Source organism: Stygiolobus sp. CP859M (assembly GCF_037389975.1).
Classification (GTDB): domain Archaea; phylum Thermoproteota; class Thermoprotei_A; order Sulfolobales; family Sulfolobaceae; genus Stygiolobus.
Genome location: NZ_JBBHKS010000007.1, coordinates 28,589 through 45,066, shown reverse-complemented (window position 1 = coordinate 45,066; position 16,478 = coordinate 28,589). Strand labels below are relative to the sequence as shown.

At 38.3% G+C, this 16,478-nt stretch carries 16 protein-coding genes; 10 read left to right on the top strand and 6 right to left on the bottom strand.

Annotated elements, in window-relative coordinates; genetic code table 11:
• Nucleotides 1-129 precede the first annotated feature (129 nt).
• A complete protein-coding gene (locus WIW72_RS01755) occupies nucleotides 130-735 on the top strand; it encodes a hypothetical protein (protein WP_337701618.1) in 606 nt (201 codons plus the stop codon).
• Nucleotides 736-753: 18 nt separating this feature from the next.
• On the opposite strand, the gene WIW72_RS01750 is transcribed toward WIW72_RS01755, so the two are convergent.
• The 3 genes from WIW72_RS01750 to WIW72_RS01740 all read right to left on the bottom strand — a co-directional run bounded on the left by WIW72_RS01750 (nucleotide 754) and on the right by WIW72_RS01740 (nucleotide 4,598).
• Complete coding sequence (locus WIW72_RS01750) at nucleotides 754-2,733, bottom strand: acetate--CoA ligase family protein (protein WP_337701620.1); 1,980 nt, start codon at nucleotides 2,731-2,733, stop codon at nucleotides 754-756.
• A gap of 61 nt (nucleotides 2,734-2,794) precedes the next feature.
• Nucleotides 2,795-4,159: a pyruvate kinase gene (gene pyk / locus WIW72_RS01745; protein WP_337701622.1), complete on the bottom strand. Its 1,365-nt coding sequence runs from the start codon at nucleotides 4,157-4,159 to the stop codon at nucleotides 2,795-2,797.
• Nucleotides 4,119-4,598: a DUF2299 domain-containing protein gene (locus WIW72_RS01740; RefSeq protein WP_337701624.1), complete on the bottom strand. Its 480-nt coding sequence runs from the start codon at nucleotides 4,596-4,598 to the stop codon at nucleotides 4,119-4,121. Before WIW72_RS01740 ends, pyk begins: the two co-directional genes overlap by 41 nt.
• A 71-nt stretch (nucleotides 4,599-4,669) precedes the next feature.
• Between WIW72_RS01740 and WIW72_RS01735 the strand changes: the two genes are divergently transcribed.
• Together WIW72_RS01735 and WIW72_RS01730 are read left to right on the top strand one after the other, a co-directional pair.
• Complete coding sequence (locus tag WIW72_RS01735; protein WP_337701627.1) at nucleotides 4,670-7,048, top strand: hypothetical protein; 2,379 nt, start codon at nucleotides 4,670-4,672, stop codon at nucleotides 7,046-7,048.
• A gap of 370 nt (nucleotides 7,049-7,418) precedes the next feature.
• Nucleotides 7,419-8,063 (top strand): hypothetical protein, encoded by a 645-nt coding sequence (locus WIW72_RS01730; protein ID WP_337701628.1) that lies wholly within the window; start codon nucleotides 7,419-7,421, stop codon nucleotides 8,061-8,063.
• Here WIW72_RS01730 and WIW72_RS01725 read toward each other — a convergent pair.
• Nucleotides 8,029-8,622, bottom strand: coding sequence for a class I SAM-dependent methyltransferase (locus WIW72_RS01725; protein ID WP_337701630.1), 594 nt, complete (start codon nucleotides 8,620-8,622; stop codon nucleotides 8,029-8,031). The genes WIW72_RS01730 and WIW72_RS01725 overlap by 35 nt on opposite strands.
• A gap of 38 nt (nucleotides 8,623-8,660) precedes the next feature.
• Between WIW72_RS01725 and WIW72_RS01720 the strand changes: the two genes are divergently transcribed.
• From WIW72_RS01720 to WIW72_RS01705, 4 genes are read left to right on the top strand one after another with little or no spacing between them, the layout of a single operon-like run.
• Nucleotides 8,661-8,867, top strand: coding sequence for a MoaD/ThiS family protein (locus WIW72_RS01720; RefSeq protein WP_337701632.1), 207 nt, complete (start codon nucleotides 8,661-8,663; stop codon nucleotides 8,865-8,867).
• 1 nt (nucleotide 8,868) lies between these two features.
• A complete protein-coding gene (locus tag WIW72_RS01715; RefSeq protein WP_337701633.1) occupies nucleotides 8,869-9,543 on the top strand; it encodes a hypothetical protein in 675 nt (224 codons plus the stop codon).
• On the top strand, nucleotides 9,540-10,658 hold the full coding sequence (locus WIW72_RS01710; RefSeq protein WP_337701635.1) for an FAD-dependent oxidoreductase: 1,119 nt from the start codon (nucleotides 9,540-9,542) through the stop codon (nucleotides 10,656-10,658). The genes WIW72_RS01715 and WIW72_RS01710 overlap by 4 nt, the downstream gene beginning before the upstream one ends.
• Before the next feature lie 6 nt (nucleotides 10,659-10,664).
• Entirely contained in the window at nucleotides 10,665-11,192 is a 528-nt protein-coding gene (locus WIW72_RS01705; RefSeq protein ID WP_337701637.1) for a DUF1955 domain-containing protein, read from the top strand.
• Here the strand turns inward: WIW72_RS01705 and WIW72_RS01700 are convergent.
• Both WIW72_RS01700 and WIW72_RS01695 read right to left on the bottom strand, forming a co-directional pair.
• Complete coding sequence (locus WIW72_RS01700) at nucleotides 11,185-11,553, bottom strand: hypothetical protein (protein WP_337721218.1); 369 nt, start codon at nucleotides 11,551-11,553, stop codon at nucleotides 11,185-11,187. The genes WIW72_RS01705 and WIW72_RS01700 overlap by 8 nt on opposite strands.
• Complete coding sequence (locus tag WIW72_RS01695; RefSeq protein ID WP_337701640.1) at nucleotides 11,531-12,976, bottom strand: DUF790 family protein; 1,446 nt, start codon at nucleotides 12,974-12,976, stop codon at nucleotides 11,531-11,533. Before WIW72_RS01695 ends, WIW72_RS01700 begins: the two co-directional genes overlap by 23 nt.
• 32 nt (nucleotides 12,977-13,008) lie before the next feature.
• Here WIW72_RS01695 and WIW72_RS01690 point away from each other — a divergent pair, with 32 nt between their 5' ends.
• The 3 genes from WIW72_RS01690 to WIW72_RS01680 all read left to right on the top strand — a co-directional run bounded on the left by WIW72_RS01690 (nucleotide 13,009) and on the right by WIW72_RS01680 (nucleotide 16,473).
• Nucleotides 13,009-14,340, top strand: coding sequence for a DEAD/DEAH box helicase family protein (locus tag WIW72_RS01690; RefSeq protein ID WP_337701642.1), 1,332 nt, complete (start codon nucleotides 13,009-13,011; stop codon nucleotides 14,338-14,340).
• 112 nt (nucleotides 14,341-14,452) lie between these two features.
• A complete protein-coding gene (locus WIW72_RS01685; RefSeq protein ID WP_337701644.1) occupies nucleotides 14,453-15,280 on the top strand; it encodes a winged helix-turn-helix transcriptional regulator in 828 nt (275 codons plus the stop codon).
• A 92-nt stretch (nucleotides 15,281-15,372) separates the two neighbouring features.
• Nucleotides 15,373-16,473: an ABC transporter permease subunit gene (locus tag WIW72_RS01680; RefSeq protein WP_337701646.1), complete on the top strand. Its 1,101-nt coding sequence runs from the start codon at nucleotides 15,373-15,375 to the stop codon at nucleotides 16,471-16,473.
• Nucleotides 16,474-16,478: the final 5 nt, after the last annotated feature.

Sequence of the window (16,478 nt, the reverse complement as noted above, 5' to 3'; positions counted from 1 at the left end):
CTAATTTCTGTCAACTTAGAGATTAAGATACCCACATTTAGTTTTATCTTAATTAGTCTAATAAAATTGACAAAAATTAAACAATATTAGGATAAAATTAATAAATCTTATACGTTATATCTTTTATAAATGAGAAGGCTGATATTATCTTTATTTTTCCTAGCAATAGCAATTTTAGTAATTCCTACAAATGCGGAAGCTCCTTTCACTGCACAACCTTTATATCTAGCAGTCTATCCCCTTTATACTGTTATTAACGTTGTAAACACCACGTATGTCGGTGCTACGAGCTATTTCAGCAACAACGTAACAAATATAATAAATTTTGTCGCTCATAACTCTTCTATAAAAATCATAATAAGCAATGTCACTACCGGGGCTCAGATAGCGTGTTTACAAGCTATAATACCTTCTCAAATTTACAAGTATGTCTATTACAGTCCTCAGTTAGGTTCTGCAATATTTCTTGTAAATGTTAGTGATGCAAATAAGTTTTATCAGATACCCGTGGGAGATTTGCATTTGGGAATTTTACAATTAGAAACAGCTAACGCTACGTTTGTTAATAGTATTTATGTCATACCACTAGGGCAGTTATATACCTTGCAAGGAGGAATACTCGTTTATGTGAACACTACTTCAATATTTCAGCATTATCTGAACGGAACTCAAACGATATACCAAGATGTGAAAGAAAATTTAGAAGGATCATACGTCCTTATTTTTGTAAGCTAATTTTTTTAAAATTTTTCATTACTTTAACAAAATCCTAACGTCGGTAGCAAAGGCTCCTCTTTCGTTTACGAATAGCGGGTTTATGTCCATTTCTTTAATGTCGAGGTCTACTATCATTCTCGAGACAGTAATTATAGTCCTTATTAGAGATCCTTCATCATAACCTCTTTTTCTTGCATGCAACATGTCATGAATCTTACTCTCTTGCAATAATTCTTGTGCCTCGTCTTCGTACACTGGGGATAATGCATAGGAAACGTTTTTCAGGACGTCAACATAGATTCCACCACTTCCTACCAACACAACATGCCCGAAAACTGGATCCTTCAGTCCCCCCACGAATATCTCTAAGCCTGAAAGTTGCTCCTGAATTAACACTCTTTTTGTCTGCTTGCTCAACTGTTTATATACTTCTTTAACCTGATCCTTTTCAACGTTTACAATTACTCCTTTCAACTCCGTTTTATGAAGTGGCTGGTCAGGAGAGATCTTCATCACAACCGGATAACCTATGTTGTCTGCAATTCTCTGAGCTTCATCTTCGCTCTCTGCTACACCCCATTTAGGCGTCCTGATACCGTAAATTTCCATTAATTTTAACGCTTCGTAATCACGTAAAGTAGACTTTCCTTTAGTGAGTTCAACAGCAGCCTCGATGGGTTGTGCTACTCTTATTTTCTTTCTAGGCTCGGGTTTCTTAACAAGATACCTTATTGCCTTAACGGCATCTTCTGGGAAAGTATACGCCGGCATTCCAGCGCTCTCGAGTATTTTAAGTGCAAAGTCCTCATCGAGACCCATCGTTATTCCGATTATTCCCTTTCCCTTATAAGATGTGATAACCCTAGCTACGTCAGAGCAGCTTACCATCGGTAAGGCTTGGACTATTACTAGTTTAGTACAGTCTAAGTTAGAGACAACTTTTAGCGCAGACAAGTATCTGTCTCTGTTAGCATCTCCGGTTAAATCTAAAGGATTCTTAGGCATTGAGGTAGGAGGTAAGACTTTCCTTAATTCCTCCTGCATCCATGATGGTATTTCAACTAACTTCAACCCGTTCTTTTCGATTTCGTCAGAAGTCAAAACGCCATGTCCTCCTGAATTAGTGATCACTAATATTTGATCTCTTATAGGTTCGGAATACATTAGTATCTTAGCTAGGTTTAATAGGTCATGGAGGTTTTCAACTAAAATTCCTCCACCAGTCCTCACGGCAGCTCTGAAAACTTCAAATGAGCCAGCTAAAGAGCCGGTATGGGTTTTAGCTGCTGCAGCACCGTTAGATGTTGTTCCTCCTTTCAGGAATACTACTGGTTTTCTCTTAGTTACTTCAGGGAGAGTCTCTAAGAAAGCACTTCCGTCTGATACTCCTTCTAAATACACGAATATTGATTTAGTTTCGGCATCATGTGATAAGTACTCCAACACCTCATACTCCTTTACATCAGCCTGATTGCCTAAGCTCACCATATAACTTATGCCTATTCTGTTTTTCTGAGCCCAGTTTAACATGTAGACCCCTAGCCCACCGCTCTGAACCACTAGTGCGATATTCCCCCTCTTGACATCGGAGTAGGCGAAAGTAGCGTTTAACTCTGGAGTAATAATTCCAAAGGTATTAGGCCCTAATACCCTAATACTACCTTTCCTAGCTATATTGATAATCTCGTTCTCCAGTTTTTCCTCTCCAACCTCCTTAAACCCAGCAGTTATCACTATAGCAGCCTTGACTTGTTTCTCGACTGCTTCTTCCATTACAGTCGGTACTGCTTCTCGGGGAACTGTAATTACTACTAAGTCTACCGGGTCTGGGATCTCTTTTACGCTTTTAAAAGCCTTTATTCCTTCAACGTCCTCAGCCTTCGTGTTCACTGGATATAATTTGCCGTGATATGTTGCGAGTAAGTTTCTGAAAACAACGTTTCCTACCTTTTCTTTGTGCCTCGAAGCTCCTATAACAGCTATACTCTTGGGTTTAAACAGAGCATCTAATGTCATAACTTTCTCTTTTTGAAATAATGTATAAAAATTTTTAATTCGGCCTTTAGGTGGTGAATCACTAATCTAACTCTTCTACTTTTAAAAATCTAGTAGTTTCCCCTTTATCTCCGTACACTCCTCCGACTATAACTATAAATCCCTTATGACCCATTTGAATCGCTTCTTCTCTAGCTCTCTTTACAATGTCGTCCAAACTTTTTAATTCCTCCACTTTTTTGGGGGATACACCGTAACATATTTTCAGGAATTTAATTAAGTCCTCAGACGGTGTTAAGGTTATTATCGGCACAACAGGTCTTAATCGTGATATTCTTAGGGCTGAGGATCCAGTCCTAGTATATGTTATGATAAGTGAGGCGGAAGACAGTATGCTAGCTATTACTGCAGAATATGCTACAGCCTCATCAACGTTCATGTATAGCTGAGTCTTTTTAGGTTTGAAAGATCTTTCGACGGATATTATCAGATCGTTTAAAGTCTTAACCGCTTCTAGAGGGTACTTACCCATAGCAGTCTCGTCACTTAGCATTATCGCATCAACTCCTTGTGAAACGGAATTCGCTACATCAATAGTCTCCGCTCTTGTAGGTAAAGGAGAGTTAACCATTGACTCGAGAACTTGTGTGGCTAGAATGACGGGCTTACCGTACTTTCTTGATACGTTAACTATTTTCCTTTGTGTCTGAGGAAGATTAGGTAGCCCTACTTCTACACCTAAATCGCCTCTGGCGACCATTATTGCGTCAGCTTCCTTCACGATATTTTTCAAGTTCTTGAGGGCAGCTTTCTTCTCGATTTTAGCTACGACCCAAGCTTTTCCTTTTACTACTTCCTTAACTTTTCTGATATCGTCCTCACTCACCACAAAAGATAAGCCTATGTAGGTTGCACCTAAATTTAATGCCTCTTTTAAAAGCTCAAGATCCTTTGGAGTGATCCCTAAAGGAATATCGGCGTCAGGGATATTAATCCCTTTTCTCGAAGTTAGCAACCCTCCTTCTTTTACTACGCCCTTAGCTGAGTTTTCATTGACTTCAGTTATTTCTACTCTTATTACGCCATCGGCTATGAGTACTTCAGTCCCTACTTTTATCAGCTTAAAGAAAATAGGATCTTCAACCGGAATCTCTTCATCTCCGAAGGTTACTAGATCACCGTTTTTTAATGTGATAGGTTCTTTCTCTAATACACCTATTCTTAGCTTGGGTCCCGGTAAGTCTACTAGAATAGGAGCTCTATTATTGACCAGTTCAAAATATCTTTTATGCTGATCTTTGTCCCCATGTGCAAAGTTCAGCCTTATAATGTCTACGTATTTCAGCAACTCGTCGATGACTTTTTCGCTAGCAGGACCTAAAGTCGAAATTATCTTTGTTTTTCTTTTAGACATACCTAAGAGATCCCTTGCTTTCTCCTTGGACATTACCGAATTTGTAATTTATTTTAGCTATAACTAACATCCCAGCGTTTCTAACTGTATAATATGCGTTTAAGAACTCGTTAGGGGTTAGTGAGTCCATGAAGACTAGTCTTAAGACTTGAATTACCTCAGGCGTTTCAGTCCCTGGAGGTAAAAAAGCAAAGTCTACACCCATCTTAAGGAGGTCTTCCGTTAGTTCCTGAAAGAACTTCTTCTTATCTTCCTTTTTCATTTCATTGATAGCAGCTTTGTGGTTAGGGTGAATTAGTATTCCCATTGAGATGAGATAGAACTTCGATGAGCCATTCGGTCTGATAATGTCTATTGAGGGAAACCCTTGAGGGGGTGCCGTTACTATATGATAAGCTTCTTTAGCTTGTGGTGGAATAGTTATGGAAAGACCTAGCTCTTTTATTAAAGCTTCTAATTCTTTGTCATTCATCACATTTAATTGGAAACCTAAATTATAGCACTTTCGCTTAATCTTTTAATCCTTCTTAGTTAATAAAGCATGTGGAAGTAAATAACAAGGCCGTACTCGGACTTCTAGTACAGTTTTCAATTGCCATAATTGTAGTGTCTTTTCACCAAGAATTGAGTGTATATTACTTCCTTGCTATTTTTCTAGCCGGAATCTCGATAAATACACTTTTCGGAGAGCCAAAGATTAACCTTCTAACAATAGGTTTAGCATTTTCTTTCATCTCAATTTATTCTTATCCTGAGTTTACCTTGGTAATATTAGGGTTATCAACCATATCTTCGTATTATTATAGGGATTTCGCTCAAGTCCTCCTAGTCCTAGCCTTTAACTTGTTCGTCCTCAACTTCTCCGACTTAGTACTTTTTCTCTCCTTCGTTACACTGGTTATAGTCTTTAGGCTTAGCAAGCTGGACATGAGAGCTATAATCGCCTCAGGGCTTATTATGATAATGATAGCGGCTTATGAGTCTGCTCTGACCGTAACTCTGGGGGACATAGCTTACTTTGACTTATTGTTTGGTACTATAGGAATAGTAGTAGAAGGAGCTAGGTCAAAGATTCCGAGTAAGTTAGTGGTTCCCTTGTCCCTACTAGTAATGCCCCTCGTTTCCTGGTTACTACCCTTACCTGAAGCGTACTACTGGTGGTCTTCTAAGTCCTTCTTCTTCAATTATGGGATCATAAACCCGTGGCTTCCGGGTCTACAGTATTTTCCTTTAATCGAGATGTTCCCGGTATATTATATAGCTCACTTTCTTGTGTATAAAACGAACGATTACGTAGGCTCTCACTTGTTCATTTCTCTAGTTTATTACGTGTCGTCCCTTTCTTCGTATCTATTTTTTTCCAGCTTTCACAAGTCCAGAAGGGTACTACTGATTTCTTCCGTTCTATACGCAATGTTAACTCCTATTACTTCTATACCTTTGTCCGTAACATACTCGCTCTTACCTTTTGCACTTTATTTGGCAAGGACAGTGAGTTTACGTAATTATGTAATCTTCTTCACTACTTCATTGATCTCTTCAAGTGTAGCTTACCCCTTTAACTTCACTTTTGCGAGTATAACCAACGAAAAAATTCGAAAGGAATATATGGCGATAGCCTTTACAGCGTCTCTGTTCTGGATTATTCCATATTTCTTACTTGGTTACCCGTCTTCATCGTTGTCGTTTTACACGATTTTCACACCCATAGCAATATATTATGCACTTTTCATCGTGGGATTGGGTGTAGCGTTAGTTACGAGAAACAAAGTATCTGGTATTAGCATGTTAATTAGTTTAGCATATATCTTGTTGGGTTTACCTTACTTCTATCTGATCTATCCCTTCGCGATTTTAACCTTATTTACAGCTTTCCTCTCCACAGAACTTAAGGGTTTAATACCAGTATTCTTTGTTTCAATTTTCTTAATATCTGCATATGCAAATGCAACTCAACCTTTTTTAAATATTCCTTCTTCGGTTACTTCCGTTGTAAAGCAGTTAGAAGGTTTACCCTTCGGTCTAGTCTACTGGAATTCATCTTATGAGTTGCTGTCTCCTCTGCCCGTCACAAATATCACAGCTTATGCATATTATATAGTAGAAAATGACACTGTCATGAACAACACTAACTTCGTAGGTTATCCGTTAGTAGCAATTCTCCCTCAACATATATACAACTACGAACAATATATTAATCTCAATGTGAGTCCGTTATTAAATTCCCATGTAGTCAGATATAACGGGTCTTTTGAATGGGTATCAGAACAAGGAGGTAAGGAGAGTGAAGTGGCTCTAACTTTAAATCCTCCTCAATACCTGGCGGGGAATCTGCTAGTTGTTATTAATATAACGAATTTAGAATACTTCTACATAGAGGTTGTAACTAACAACGGAGTTAAGTACTATCATAACACGACAGTTATACCCCTTAATACTACAGTATATGCTATAGATCTCACTTGTTATGACCCACAACCTCATCAGGTCTACAACGTGAGTATCTTCTACGTTAACTCCTCTAATAAAAAGCTCAACTTACTCCTTATTCCTCCTAAATCAGAAACGCCCCTATTTATTCAAAAAGATAACTTTACCGACGGAAACCTAGTGATTCAGATAACCTCTGACGTCAGCTTCAACATAACACTTAACCGAGATCTACAACTTAACTTTACCATTAACGGAGCTATTGCTAACCTTACACAGACTTACGAGCTAAAACCTGGAAAGTATATCATTGTAGGCTCATTCGCTTACAAGGACTATTTTATTTACGGGGAGTACGCGACTATAGCCGGTTTTATAATAGGTTTTGTTTACGTCATGGTTGTATCAAATGAGAATCTCAGGAGTAAGCTCTATCGCGTACTTAAAGTAGAGAAAATAAAAAGATATATAGAAAGCGGAGAAAATAAATGAGACCTCCCATTTAACCGCGTAAATAGCCCTATAAACAATAATCAGCGGTAAAGCCGATAGGATGAGTCCTATATCACCGAGTAAGGTTACGAAAAGCGAACATATCATTATACTGAGCAGAGCAGAGAAAAAACCCCTAATTATTTGAAAGCTGTGAGTAAATATTTTCGATAGGAATTCCAAAAATATCAGTGAAATGAAGAGAACTATTGCGAAATGCACTGATATTATCCCAATGAACGGTACGTGAAACTCACTCACTTTAGCATAATAATTAAGTGGCGTTTTAAATGTTTTCTAGCTAGAGTATAAACTTTTTTTAAATATTTTGAATAAAAGATTAATTAAATTTATCTTATTCATTTTTATTATGGACTCTAACTGGAGGAGTACACCAGTTGAGGTTAGAGAAGGGATAAGGTATCTTTCGGCTCATTTCTACCCAGAAGGGATGATGAGTAGATGGAGCGAGTTAAAGAAACTATCATTTAATGCCGCCAAGATGATAAAACTTTACTCACTACAGCAGGTGATAGAGGAGTTGGAACACTTCGACTTTTTCAAGGAGTACTTCAAGGAAGAGCCACTTAAGGATGTTAAGCTTCCTCCATCATATATAGAGTTATTTGACGGTTTAATTCAAGATTTTAAGACTTCTAATTGGAAGGACAACGTGGCGACTAGGTTCCACATGATCACTGAAGGAGTTTTAGCTACTGTAGGTCTGAAAATCCTTAACGAGACCTCCAAGAAATACGGTCTTAATAAATTTAACGAGGGTATAAGGGCTATCATAGAAGATGAGGCAAGACACGTAAACTTCGGGTTTTCGCTCATAGAAAATAGAGAGTATGCGATAAAGCGTATTGAGGAACTCTTTCCGTTAGCGGTGAGAATAGTAAAGGAAGGTAAAGAGAAGATTGAGCCAATGGGGTACAATGTTGACGAACTGATAGGTCTGATGGAGGATCTGAAGAGGGCTAGGATCGAGAAAATTTCTTCCCTAAGTAAATAGAGTTGTTTGGAAAAATCGAATTAACTCTGTAATTTTTTGAAAATAATGTAATGAAACTGAATTTTTCCATGAGCTTTTTCAGCTCCCACGGGTAATAAAGCTTATAGTACCTCTCGACCCTTTTACCGTTTATCGAGCTCCTGATAACGACGTTTCTTCTAAAGAGGAACTTAGGCTGTATTAACCAAACCGTAACTAAGACGTTACCCCCCTCTTTAAGTATCCTGACCGCTTCGCTGACGGCATTGTTCGGCTCTCTTAGGTGGTGTAAAGAGGCTATGTAAAGTAGCCCGTCTACTGACCCATCTCTAAAAGGCATGAATTCCATGTCGGCTAACACGAGGTTCTCACACCCTCTCTTCTTCGCTTCCGATAGTTGTCTTTCGGAAAAGTCTAAACAAACTTTGAAATTTGCGTTTGTCGCAAGGCAGTTTTGTCCAGAACCGCATCCTACGTCCACGATTGTCTTTTTCTTTCCTATTAGTCTCAAGTATTCCAAAGGCTTTCTTCTGTGTACAATGTATTCGTAGGCCTCTTTTATTCTTTCTTTCTCGTCCACATAAGATTTTTCAGCTCGGTTGAATAATTAAATATCTTGTGAAGATTATAGTGAACCTAGTAAGGGAAAATAAAAGGCTCGAGGTAGAGCTTCCTGAAAAAGCTACCGTTAGGGATTTGCTCAAGAAAATCGGGTACAGAGTTCAAGGAAGTGTGGTTGTTAAGGACGATGTTCCTTTGATAGAAGACGAAAGACTGAACGACGGAGACGAGATTAAGGTATTCTTGGCAGCTTCAGGTGGTTAGAGTGAAGCAGAACATTAACATAAGGGAGGTTTTAAGAGACAAGAAGGTCTGGTTGGACAAACTAAAAAGCCCTAACGAGGACGAGAGGAAAAAAGCTTGGGAAATGATAAGGTTTATAACTGATACCGGTAACGGTAACGAACTCAAGGGGTATTTGGGTTATTTACGCTCATTATTGTGGAACTCGTTGCAAGGTGTCAGAGAAGACGCTTGGAATAACTTGGATATATATAAGAAGCTTCTCGTGAAAGGAATAGAGAGGGGTTTGACGGCTGATTCGGACAGAATAAAGTGGAGTGCTTGGTCAAAAGCCATCGATATGATCTCTTTGGGTTTAGTTACTAAAGACCAAGTTATTCAAGTACGTTATTCCTACTGGAGGTTGTTGAGGAGCAGGTGGATGACGATAAGGAAAAAAGCGTGGAGACTTTTCGTTAGGTTGGTGGAAGAAGGGATATTCCAAAGTAAGGACAAGGAGAGATTCATAGACTTTTTAAGGCATAGGAAAGCGGGTGTGAGAATTTATGCGTGGGAGTCTGTACCGCGTTTACTTAAACTAGGATTTATCACGAAAGAAGATATAGTATCTCAGATACGGTACTTAAAAGATCTTACTTCTCAAGAAAGTTATATAAAGAAGAGGGCAGAAAAAATCTTAAAAGGTTTTGAGAGTTGAAAGTAGCCGTAATAGGAGGAGGGATTGTAGGTTTATTCACAGCTTATTACTTATTAAAGGAAGGCGCTGACGTAACGATATATGAGAAAGCTTTTCTCGGAAACGGTTCTGTTCACGCTGCAGGTCTGATTGAGCCCTACAGGTTTGATAAGATCAATACTATGGCTATGATAAGAAAGATGATGAAATATAAGAAGCTTGGAGTAACCGATGTGAAGTCTGTAAATACATCTTGGTTATTGGCACTCCTTACTGAATTAGAGAGACCGGCTCCTCCAGAAACATGGGAAATAATGAGGTTTATGGCTTCGTTTTCCTTAAGAGAATACAAGTATCTTGCAGAAGAGAAGAACGACTTCGACTATGAGGAAAGCGGGCTTTTAGAGTTATATTATGACAAGAACGCATTGGAAAAAGCTGTGGAGGAGGAGAAACTGAGTCCCTTCAAACCTAAATTCGAGGTGGTAGATGTTAAGAATTTCGCTGGTGGGGTGTACTTCCCTGAACTATCTAAGGTCGACACATTCAAGTTCGTAGACAGAATGACGAGAGAGATAGCTAAGGCTAAAGTTGTAATTAAAGAGGTAGAAAGGGTGACTTCTGACGGTGTAGTGGACGGTGCAGAAAAATACGACAAAGTAGTTCTAGCTTCAGGCATTTCCTTAAGAAAGTTTGGTTTACCGATTACGGCATTTAAGGGATACGGTTATAGAGTTAAAGGTGATTTGGGTATAAATTACCCGTTTGTCTTAGCAGAATACGGAGTTGCAGTTGCTAAAAACACAGATAATATAAAAATAACCGGAGGGTTTGACGCTGACTTCTCTGACGATTCCAGTAGGGCTGAGTTCTTCCTTAACATGGCTTCGAAAGTCGTTGACGTAAATTATGTTTATGACTTAACCATGGGTTACAGACCTTGTTCTCCTGACGGATTTCCTATGATAGGACAATATGATAGTCTGGTGTTCAGTACCGGAGCGTGTAGGTTGGGATGGAGTTTCGCCCCTGCCATGGGAAAGATGGCTTCTGATATGGTCTTAGGGAGAGTGAGTTCTTACGGTTATCTCTCACGGTATATTAGTGGAAGAAATTTAAGAGTGGACACAAGATAATATCATATGACTATTGTCAAGTCTGACCTAATTAAACGTCTAATGGACGCAAAGAAGTTCTTCGTCAACGGATATGTTGATGAAGGTGTCAAGATAGTTCAAGATGTTCTGAAACTGTCACCTCAGAAGGAGGAGTATAATTGGTTTATATGCAATGTAATTGAGAGTGTAGATTGTAGATACTTATTCACGATCCTTGACAAGATAGGATCGAATTTTGACGTCTCAAAGTGTCAGAATCTTAAAAACGTGGTGATGTGTGGTATCATGCAAAACGTGTACAACGCTCACGTGGATTTAGCACTGAATTCCCTAGTAACCCAAGGAAAAAGGGACAGACTGGAGGACATAACTATGGATATATTTAAGGTAAATCCCGATGTAAATGGAGAGATCTTATACAAATTGGCTGAGGCATTAAGGAGAGCAGGAGATGAGAGAGATGCGGTATTACTGCTACAAGAGGCGTGTAAGAAAGGAATAAAGGAGGCATGCTCTAACGCCGTGGTTCCTCCGCCAAGATCTGTCATGTAATCTCCTCTATTTTCCATTCGATCTCTTCCCCGAACTCTTTTCCTATTTCGTAAACAGTTACGCTCACAGTTTCGAAAAGTTCAGGATATATCTTATCAACGAAAACTCTCACCTTGTTTTCTTCGAATATAACTTTCCTAACTCCGTTTATTTGTGTTAATCTCTCTTTCAGTTCCTCTTTAACGGACTTAAACTTGATGTCCTCTACAGTAAAATCGACTTTATCTCTAACATACACTACTATCTCGTTTTTGTTCTCTTCGAGAGTAACTTTAATTAAATTATCTCCTAATTTCTCTCTTAATTCAATAAATTTCATTACAAAACGAAAAATTCTTTCATCGTTTTTCAGTTCCACCATTTTGTCGAATAGCTACAGCATCCGTTATATTCTTCCACACTATTTTGTAGCCTAAATATTCTAATACTTCCACGATATAATCTCCATATTTAGACCTCAAATAAGATAGGCTCTCTCCGTTGAAATCTACCTCACGTAACTTCTCCAACAGTTCCTCCTTTATGTAATAGTTCTTGAGGAATACATAACCTGGAAACTGCCTAAGGTTCTTTCTGATCAAGTTAGTGGGGACTTTGAGTTCCTCGGCTATCTCCTTAATACTCACCACATCTTTATTGAGGGAGTATTCAATTTTCACGTTCTCTAAGCTCTTTGTCTCGAGGTCTTTAAGCCACTTATAAACTTTCATCACGTCTACTTTTTTCTTAAATTTGATTACGTTGTCTCCGTCATAATCTCCTAAGCTCAGTTCTTCGTTTAAAAGTATCAAGATCGGTTCTTTTACCTCCTTAAGTTTCCTTACTTTTTCCCTGATATAATCATCAGTCCAGAAGCCTACAATCTCTATGTAGACTTTTAGGTTCCCCTTCTCGGCTAGGAAATCAGGAATGAATATCTTATCTCCAACCACTATAGGTTCCGGTTCCCTCAGTAATTTCCAGCCTGATGACAAGGAGTTAAACTCATAATAAAACCTCTCTTCAACTGAACTGTCGAATACTTTTTCGTCTACGATTTCCTTTAGAATGTCCTTATAATCTTCTACCTCCAGCTTGTATATCCTCTTCTTCTTTTTTCCCAATACGATGTCAGCCTCTATCCTCCAGTGTTCTGTAGAGACGATATAAGGTAATAAAATGGCGAAATTCCGTCCGTATTTTTCACTCATTTTTAATAAGGTAGCAGGTCCGATGAACTCAAGCCTTAAGGGTTTATACGCGAAATACATTAACCCTAACCATTTTGCTCTTCTCACTATTTCCTTCCAGTTTGACGATACGTAAACAGATAGCTTGTAAGCTTTGAACAGTAGAGTTTGCAATAGGGATAGGTTATAAGCTTTAATCACATCTTGTGGTGTTAGGGGCGGTAATTCCGTAATTTTCCTTTCATCTTCTAGATCGGAGAACATGTACTTTGTAGGGTCTATTCCTAATTCTAGACTAATTTTTTCTATGACTTTTTCTCTTTCTTCAGCTTCTATTACCGGACCGTACTCGTATAATTTTCTTCTTATAACTAAAGGATCTGTAGGGGAGTCCTCTTCAAATTTCGTGTATTTCGCTATGACTTTGAATATACCTCTTACGAGTTTATAATCATAAATTTTCTCTAAATATTTTAGTTCTTCTTTTATCTCTCCTAAAGTTAACCCTACCTTAAACTTAGAGAGAATCTCTTCGACTATATCAGGGTCTTCACAGAACAAAGGTACTACTTTATTCTTTGCGAGCTTAAATCTCGCTAACGACCAAGGTAACACATTTAATATTAAATGTAGAAATTTAAAACAGTTTGGTAACGCTCAGATACTTTAAAGGTCTACTAGTATTAGACGTATATGCTCCGGGAGCTAAATGGTCTGAGGAGCTAAAGGCTTACATAACTTACGCCTATAAATATGCAGAAGTAAAAAAATATTTCAGAAGCGAGGGCGTAGAAATAGAAGACTATGTTTTTGATTACACTCCTCCTTTTCCGTCGATTGTTGATGAGATAAAACTTAGGGACTACCAGACCGAGGCTCTAAAGTCTTGGATATTACGAGGAAAGAGGGGCGTTATAGTACTTCCTACTGGAGCTGGAAAAACTATTGTTGCGTTAAAGGCTATTGTTTCCTTAAGGGAGAGCACACTGGTGGTAGTGCCGACAATTGATCTAATGCATCAGTGGGCAAATTCCATAAGGGAGATATTGAAGGCAGATGTAGGGGAAATAGGAGGAGGAGTGGACAAGGTCTCTGGCATCACGGTAATAACTTATGACTCAGCTTATACAAGGGCTGAAGAGTTGGGTAACAAGTTCTTTTTCGTAATTTTCGATGAGGTTCATCATCTTCCTTCCGAAGGTTACTCTCTCATGGCTAAAATGTATGCAGCACCCCACAGAATGGGCTTGACAGCGACCCCTGAAAGGGAGGACGGAAAGCATATAATGTATCCGGATTTGGTAGGACCTATAGTCTATCGAAAAGGGGTAGAGGACTTTGCAGGAAAATACATAGCCAGTTTCGATATAAAGAAGGTTTATGTTAAAATGACAGAAGAGGAAGAGAGAAAGTATAAAGAATTAAGGTCTAAGCTAAAGAAATTTCTTGAGAAGAGGAAACTGACTTTACGTAGCTTAGATGACTTTAACAGACTTGTGAGATTAGCCTCGAAAGATAAGGAGGCTAGAGAAGCTCTTTTAGCTTGGCATGAATCCTTAAAGATTGCGGTAAACTCAAAAGCTAAGGTAGACAAATTAAAGGAGCTTTTAAAGGAGTTCAAGGACGAAAAAATAATCATATTCACGAGGGACACACAATTAGCCTATGACCTTAGTAAGTTATTTTTAATTCCTGTTGTGACTTATAAGACCAGTAAGGACGAAAGGAAGGAAATTTTAGAAAAGTTCAGGAAGGGAGTTTACAGAGTGATAGTTGCATCTACTGTATTTGATGAAGGAGTAGACGTTCCTGACGCTAACATAGGCATAGTATTGGGCGGTTACGGTACTAAGAGACAGTACTTACAGAGGCTCGGCAGGTTATTGAGAGGGAAGGACAAGAATGCTCTCCTAATAGAGATAATAACTAAGGGTACAGCAGACTACAAGCTAAGTAAGAGGAGGAGTTATATCTCATAATACTAATACGGCTCTGAGGTCGCGGGGTCGCTACTTAGTACTTACTTAGAAATTTTTGTATTAGAGAGATTTAGATAAAAGTATATAAATAAGAACTCCGATTAGGGAATTAATGGATGGAATAGATAAAAAAATTATTATTTCATTATTCAAGGACGGTAGAATTTCACAGAGAAAGATTGCTGAAGATGTTAATCTCTCTGCTACTTCACTTAATTATAGGTTTAACAAGTTGATTGAAGATGGCGTTATAAGGTCATTTAAGCTTACCGTCAATCCCAATTTTTATAATAAGTATTACGCGTTCGTCTCTTTCAAGAACGAAAAGGACTTTAACGCACCATTTATAAACGTGAAAATAAAGTGCTTAGAGGAACTTAACGTTTACAGAATACACGGAGAATCTTACAATGACTTAACAGATAAGATATCTACAATGGCTAAGGAATTAGGAGATCCAAAGATGACTTATATTCCTGCACAAACACCTGTTAAGCCCTCTGGAGTAGATATAGAGATAGTTAAGGAGTTGTTAAAGAACCCAAGGGCTGAACCTAGTGATATGGCGAAGGTAATAAATATACCTACAAAGACGATTCAGAGGAGAATAAGTGCGTTAATAGGTAAAGACGCTATAAAGGTGATACCTATAGTCGATTTGTCAAAGGCTGATATTGTAGTATTTGCTGTGTTCTCTAAGATAGTCACGAAACTGTCTATGTTGGACAGCTGCAAGTTCTTATCATTTGTGGAAGGAGAAAGAGGACTGACCGTTTGTGCCGTAGAGAACATAAAGGTTGCAGAAGGTTATGTGAAGAAAGTTAGGGAAATAGATAATGAAGCTGAAGTAATGATCGCTACAGAGTATGATATAAGTAATGACGTAGCACTAAAGGAACTTGAGGACATAGAGAATAGGGCTATAACATCGGTTAAATGATCATTTTCGACAATTAACAGTTTATTGTGCTCTTATAACATTATTTAAAATAACCTTATAAGGAGAGATCATTTCCCATCTCCTGAACACAGTTGAAATTAAGCTTACTATTACTCCTCTTGTCAATTTCACTACTATTGCTCGGTATACTAATTTCCGTGATTGCTTTACAGCAAAAATATGTGGAAGTATATAATTTCGGTTATGGAAATGTTGCAATTCCTCCAAATGATTGGCAAGAGTATTATTGGGCTATTCTAGTGAAAGGTTATCCTAATGCTACTGTATTTTACGACGGCAAGTTCGTAAATTTACAAAATGTGTGTAATTACACTTTACCCGTAACTTCATATTATACATATGTTGTGAAGGGATATGAGGAACCTTACGCTTTTCTTTCGCCGATAAGCATGTTCTTAATCCTTACCGGTACACTAATAGGTTTTAAGGGTACCACTCTCTTCTTTCAAGAAAGAATTTTGGGCAAAGATCTTGTAAAGGGTTATGCTGTAGGCGGTTCACTAACTAGATATGCCCTGAAACGCTTAAGTAGCTCATTAGTCTCGTTAGTACTGGTATTCGTAGTAATAATAATCCTTGAGTACTTACACGGAAGAAATCCCTATTACGCCTTATTAGAGTTCCTTGAGTTCAATGCGGGAGTTTCATCTTATTTTAAGGTAAGTATCACAAGCCTCATATTGACTACGTTGTCGTATACTACGCTATTGTTAGGTATATCCTTCTCTCTAACGGTATACCTCAGTGCTTTCTTGGTGATTTATGGGTTACAAAGCCCATTAATAAGTAAGATTATGGACAAGTGGAAATATATAGGTTCAGCCTTAGCCTCTTGGGTATATGCGATGATTATTATTTACCTCCTTCACTTTTTCACTGGCCTTCTTCCCTACGGAACGCCTAAAGGTGATATATTGTCTTACTTAGTAATGCCAGTAATTTCACTGTTCTTCCCCTTTATAGGGATTTTCGTTAATAGAATGCTAACTGCAATTCCTAGGACGTCCTTCTCCATAAAGGGACTTGACAGAAAGATCGTGATATACAGACACGTATTGGGAAATGCCACTGTAGTTATGCTTTCTTCTATTTCATCAGCATTTGTTGAGATGTTACTTGCGGAGATGCTGGTAGAAGGCATTTTCCAATGGCCTGGTTTCGGACTATTGTAAAAATA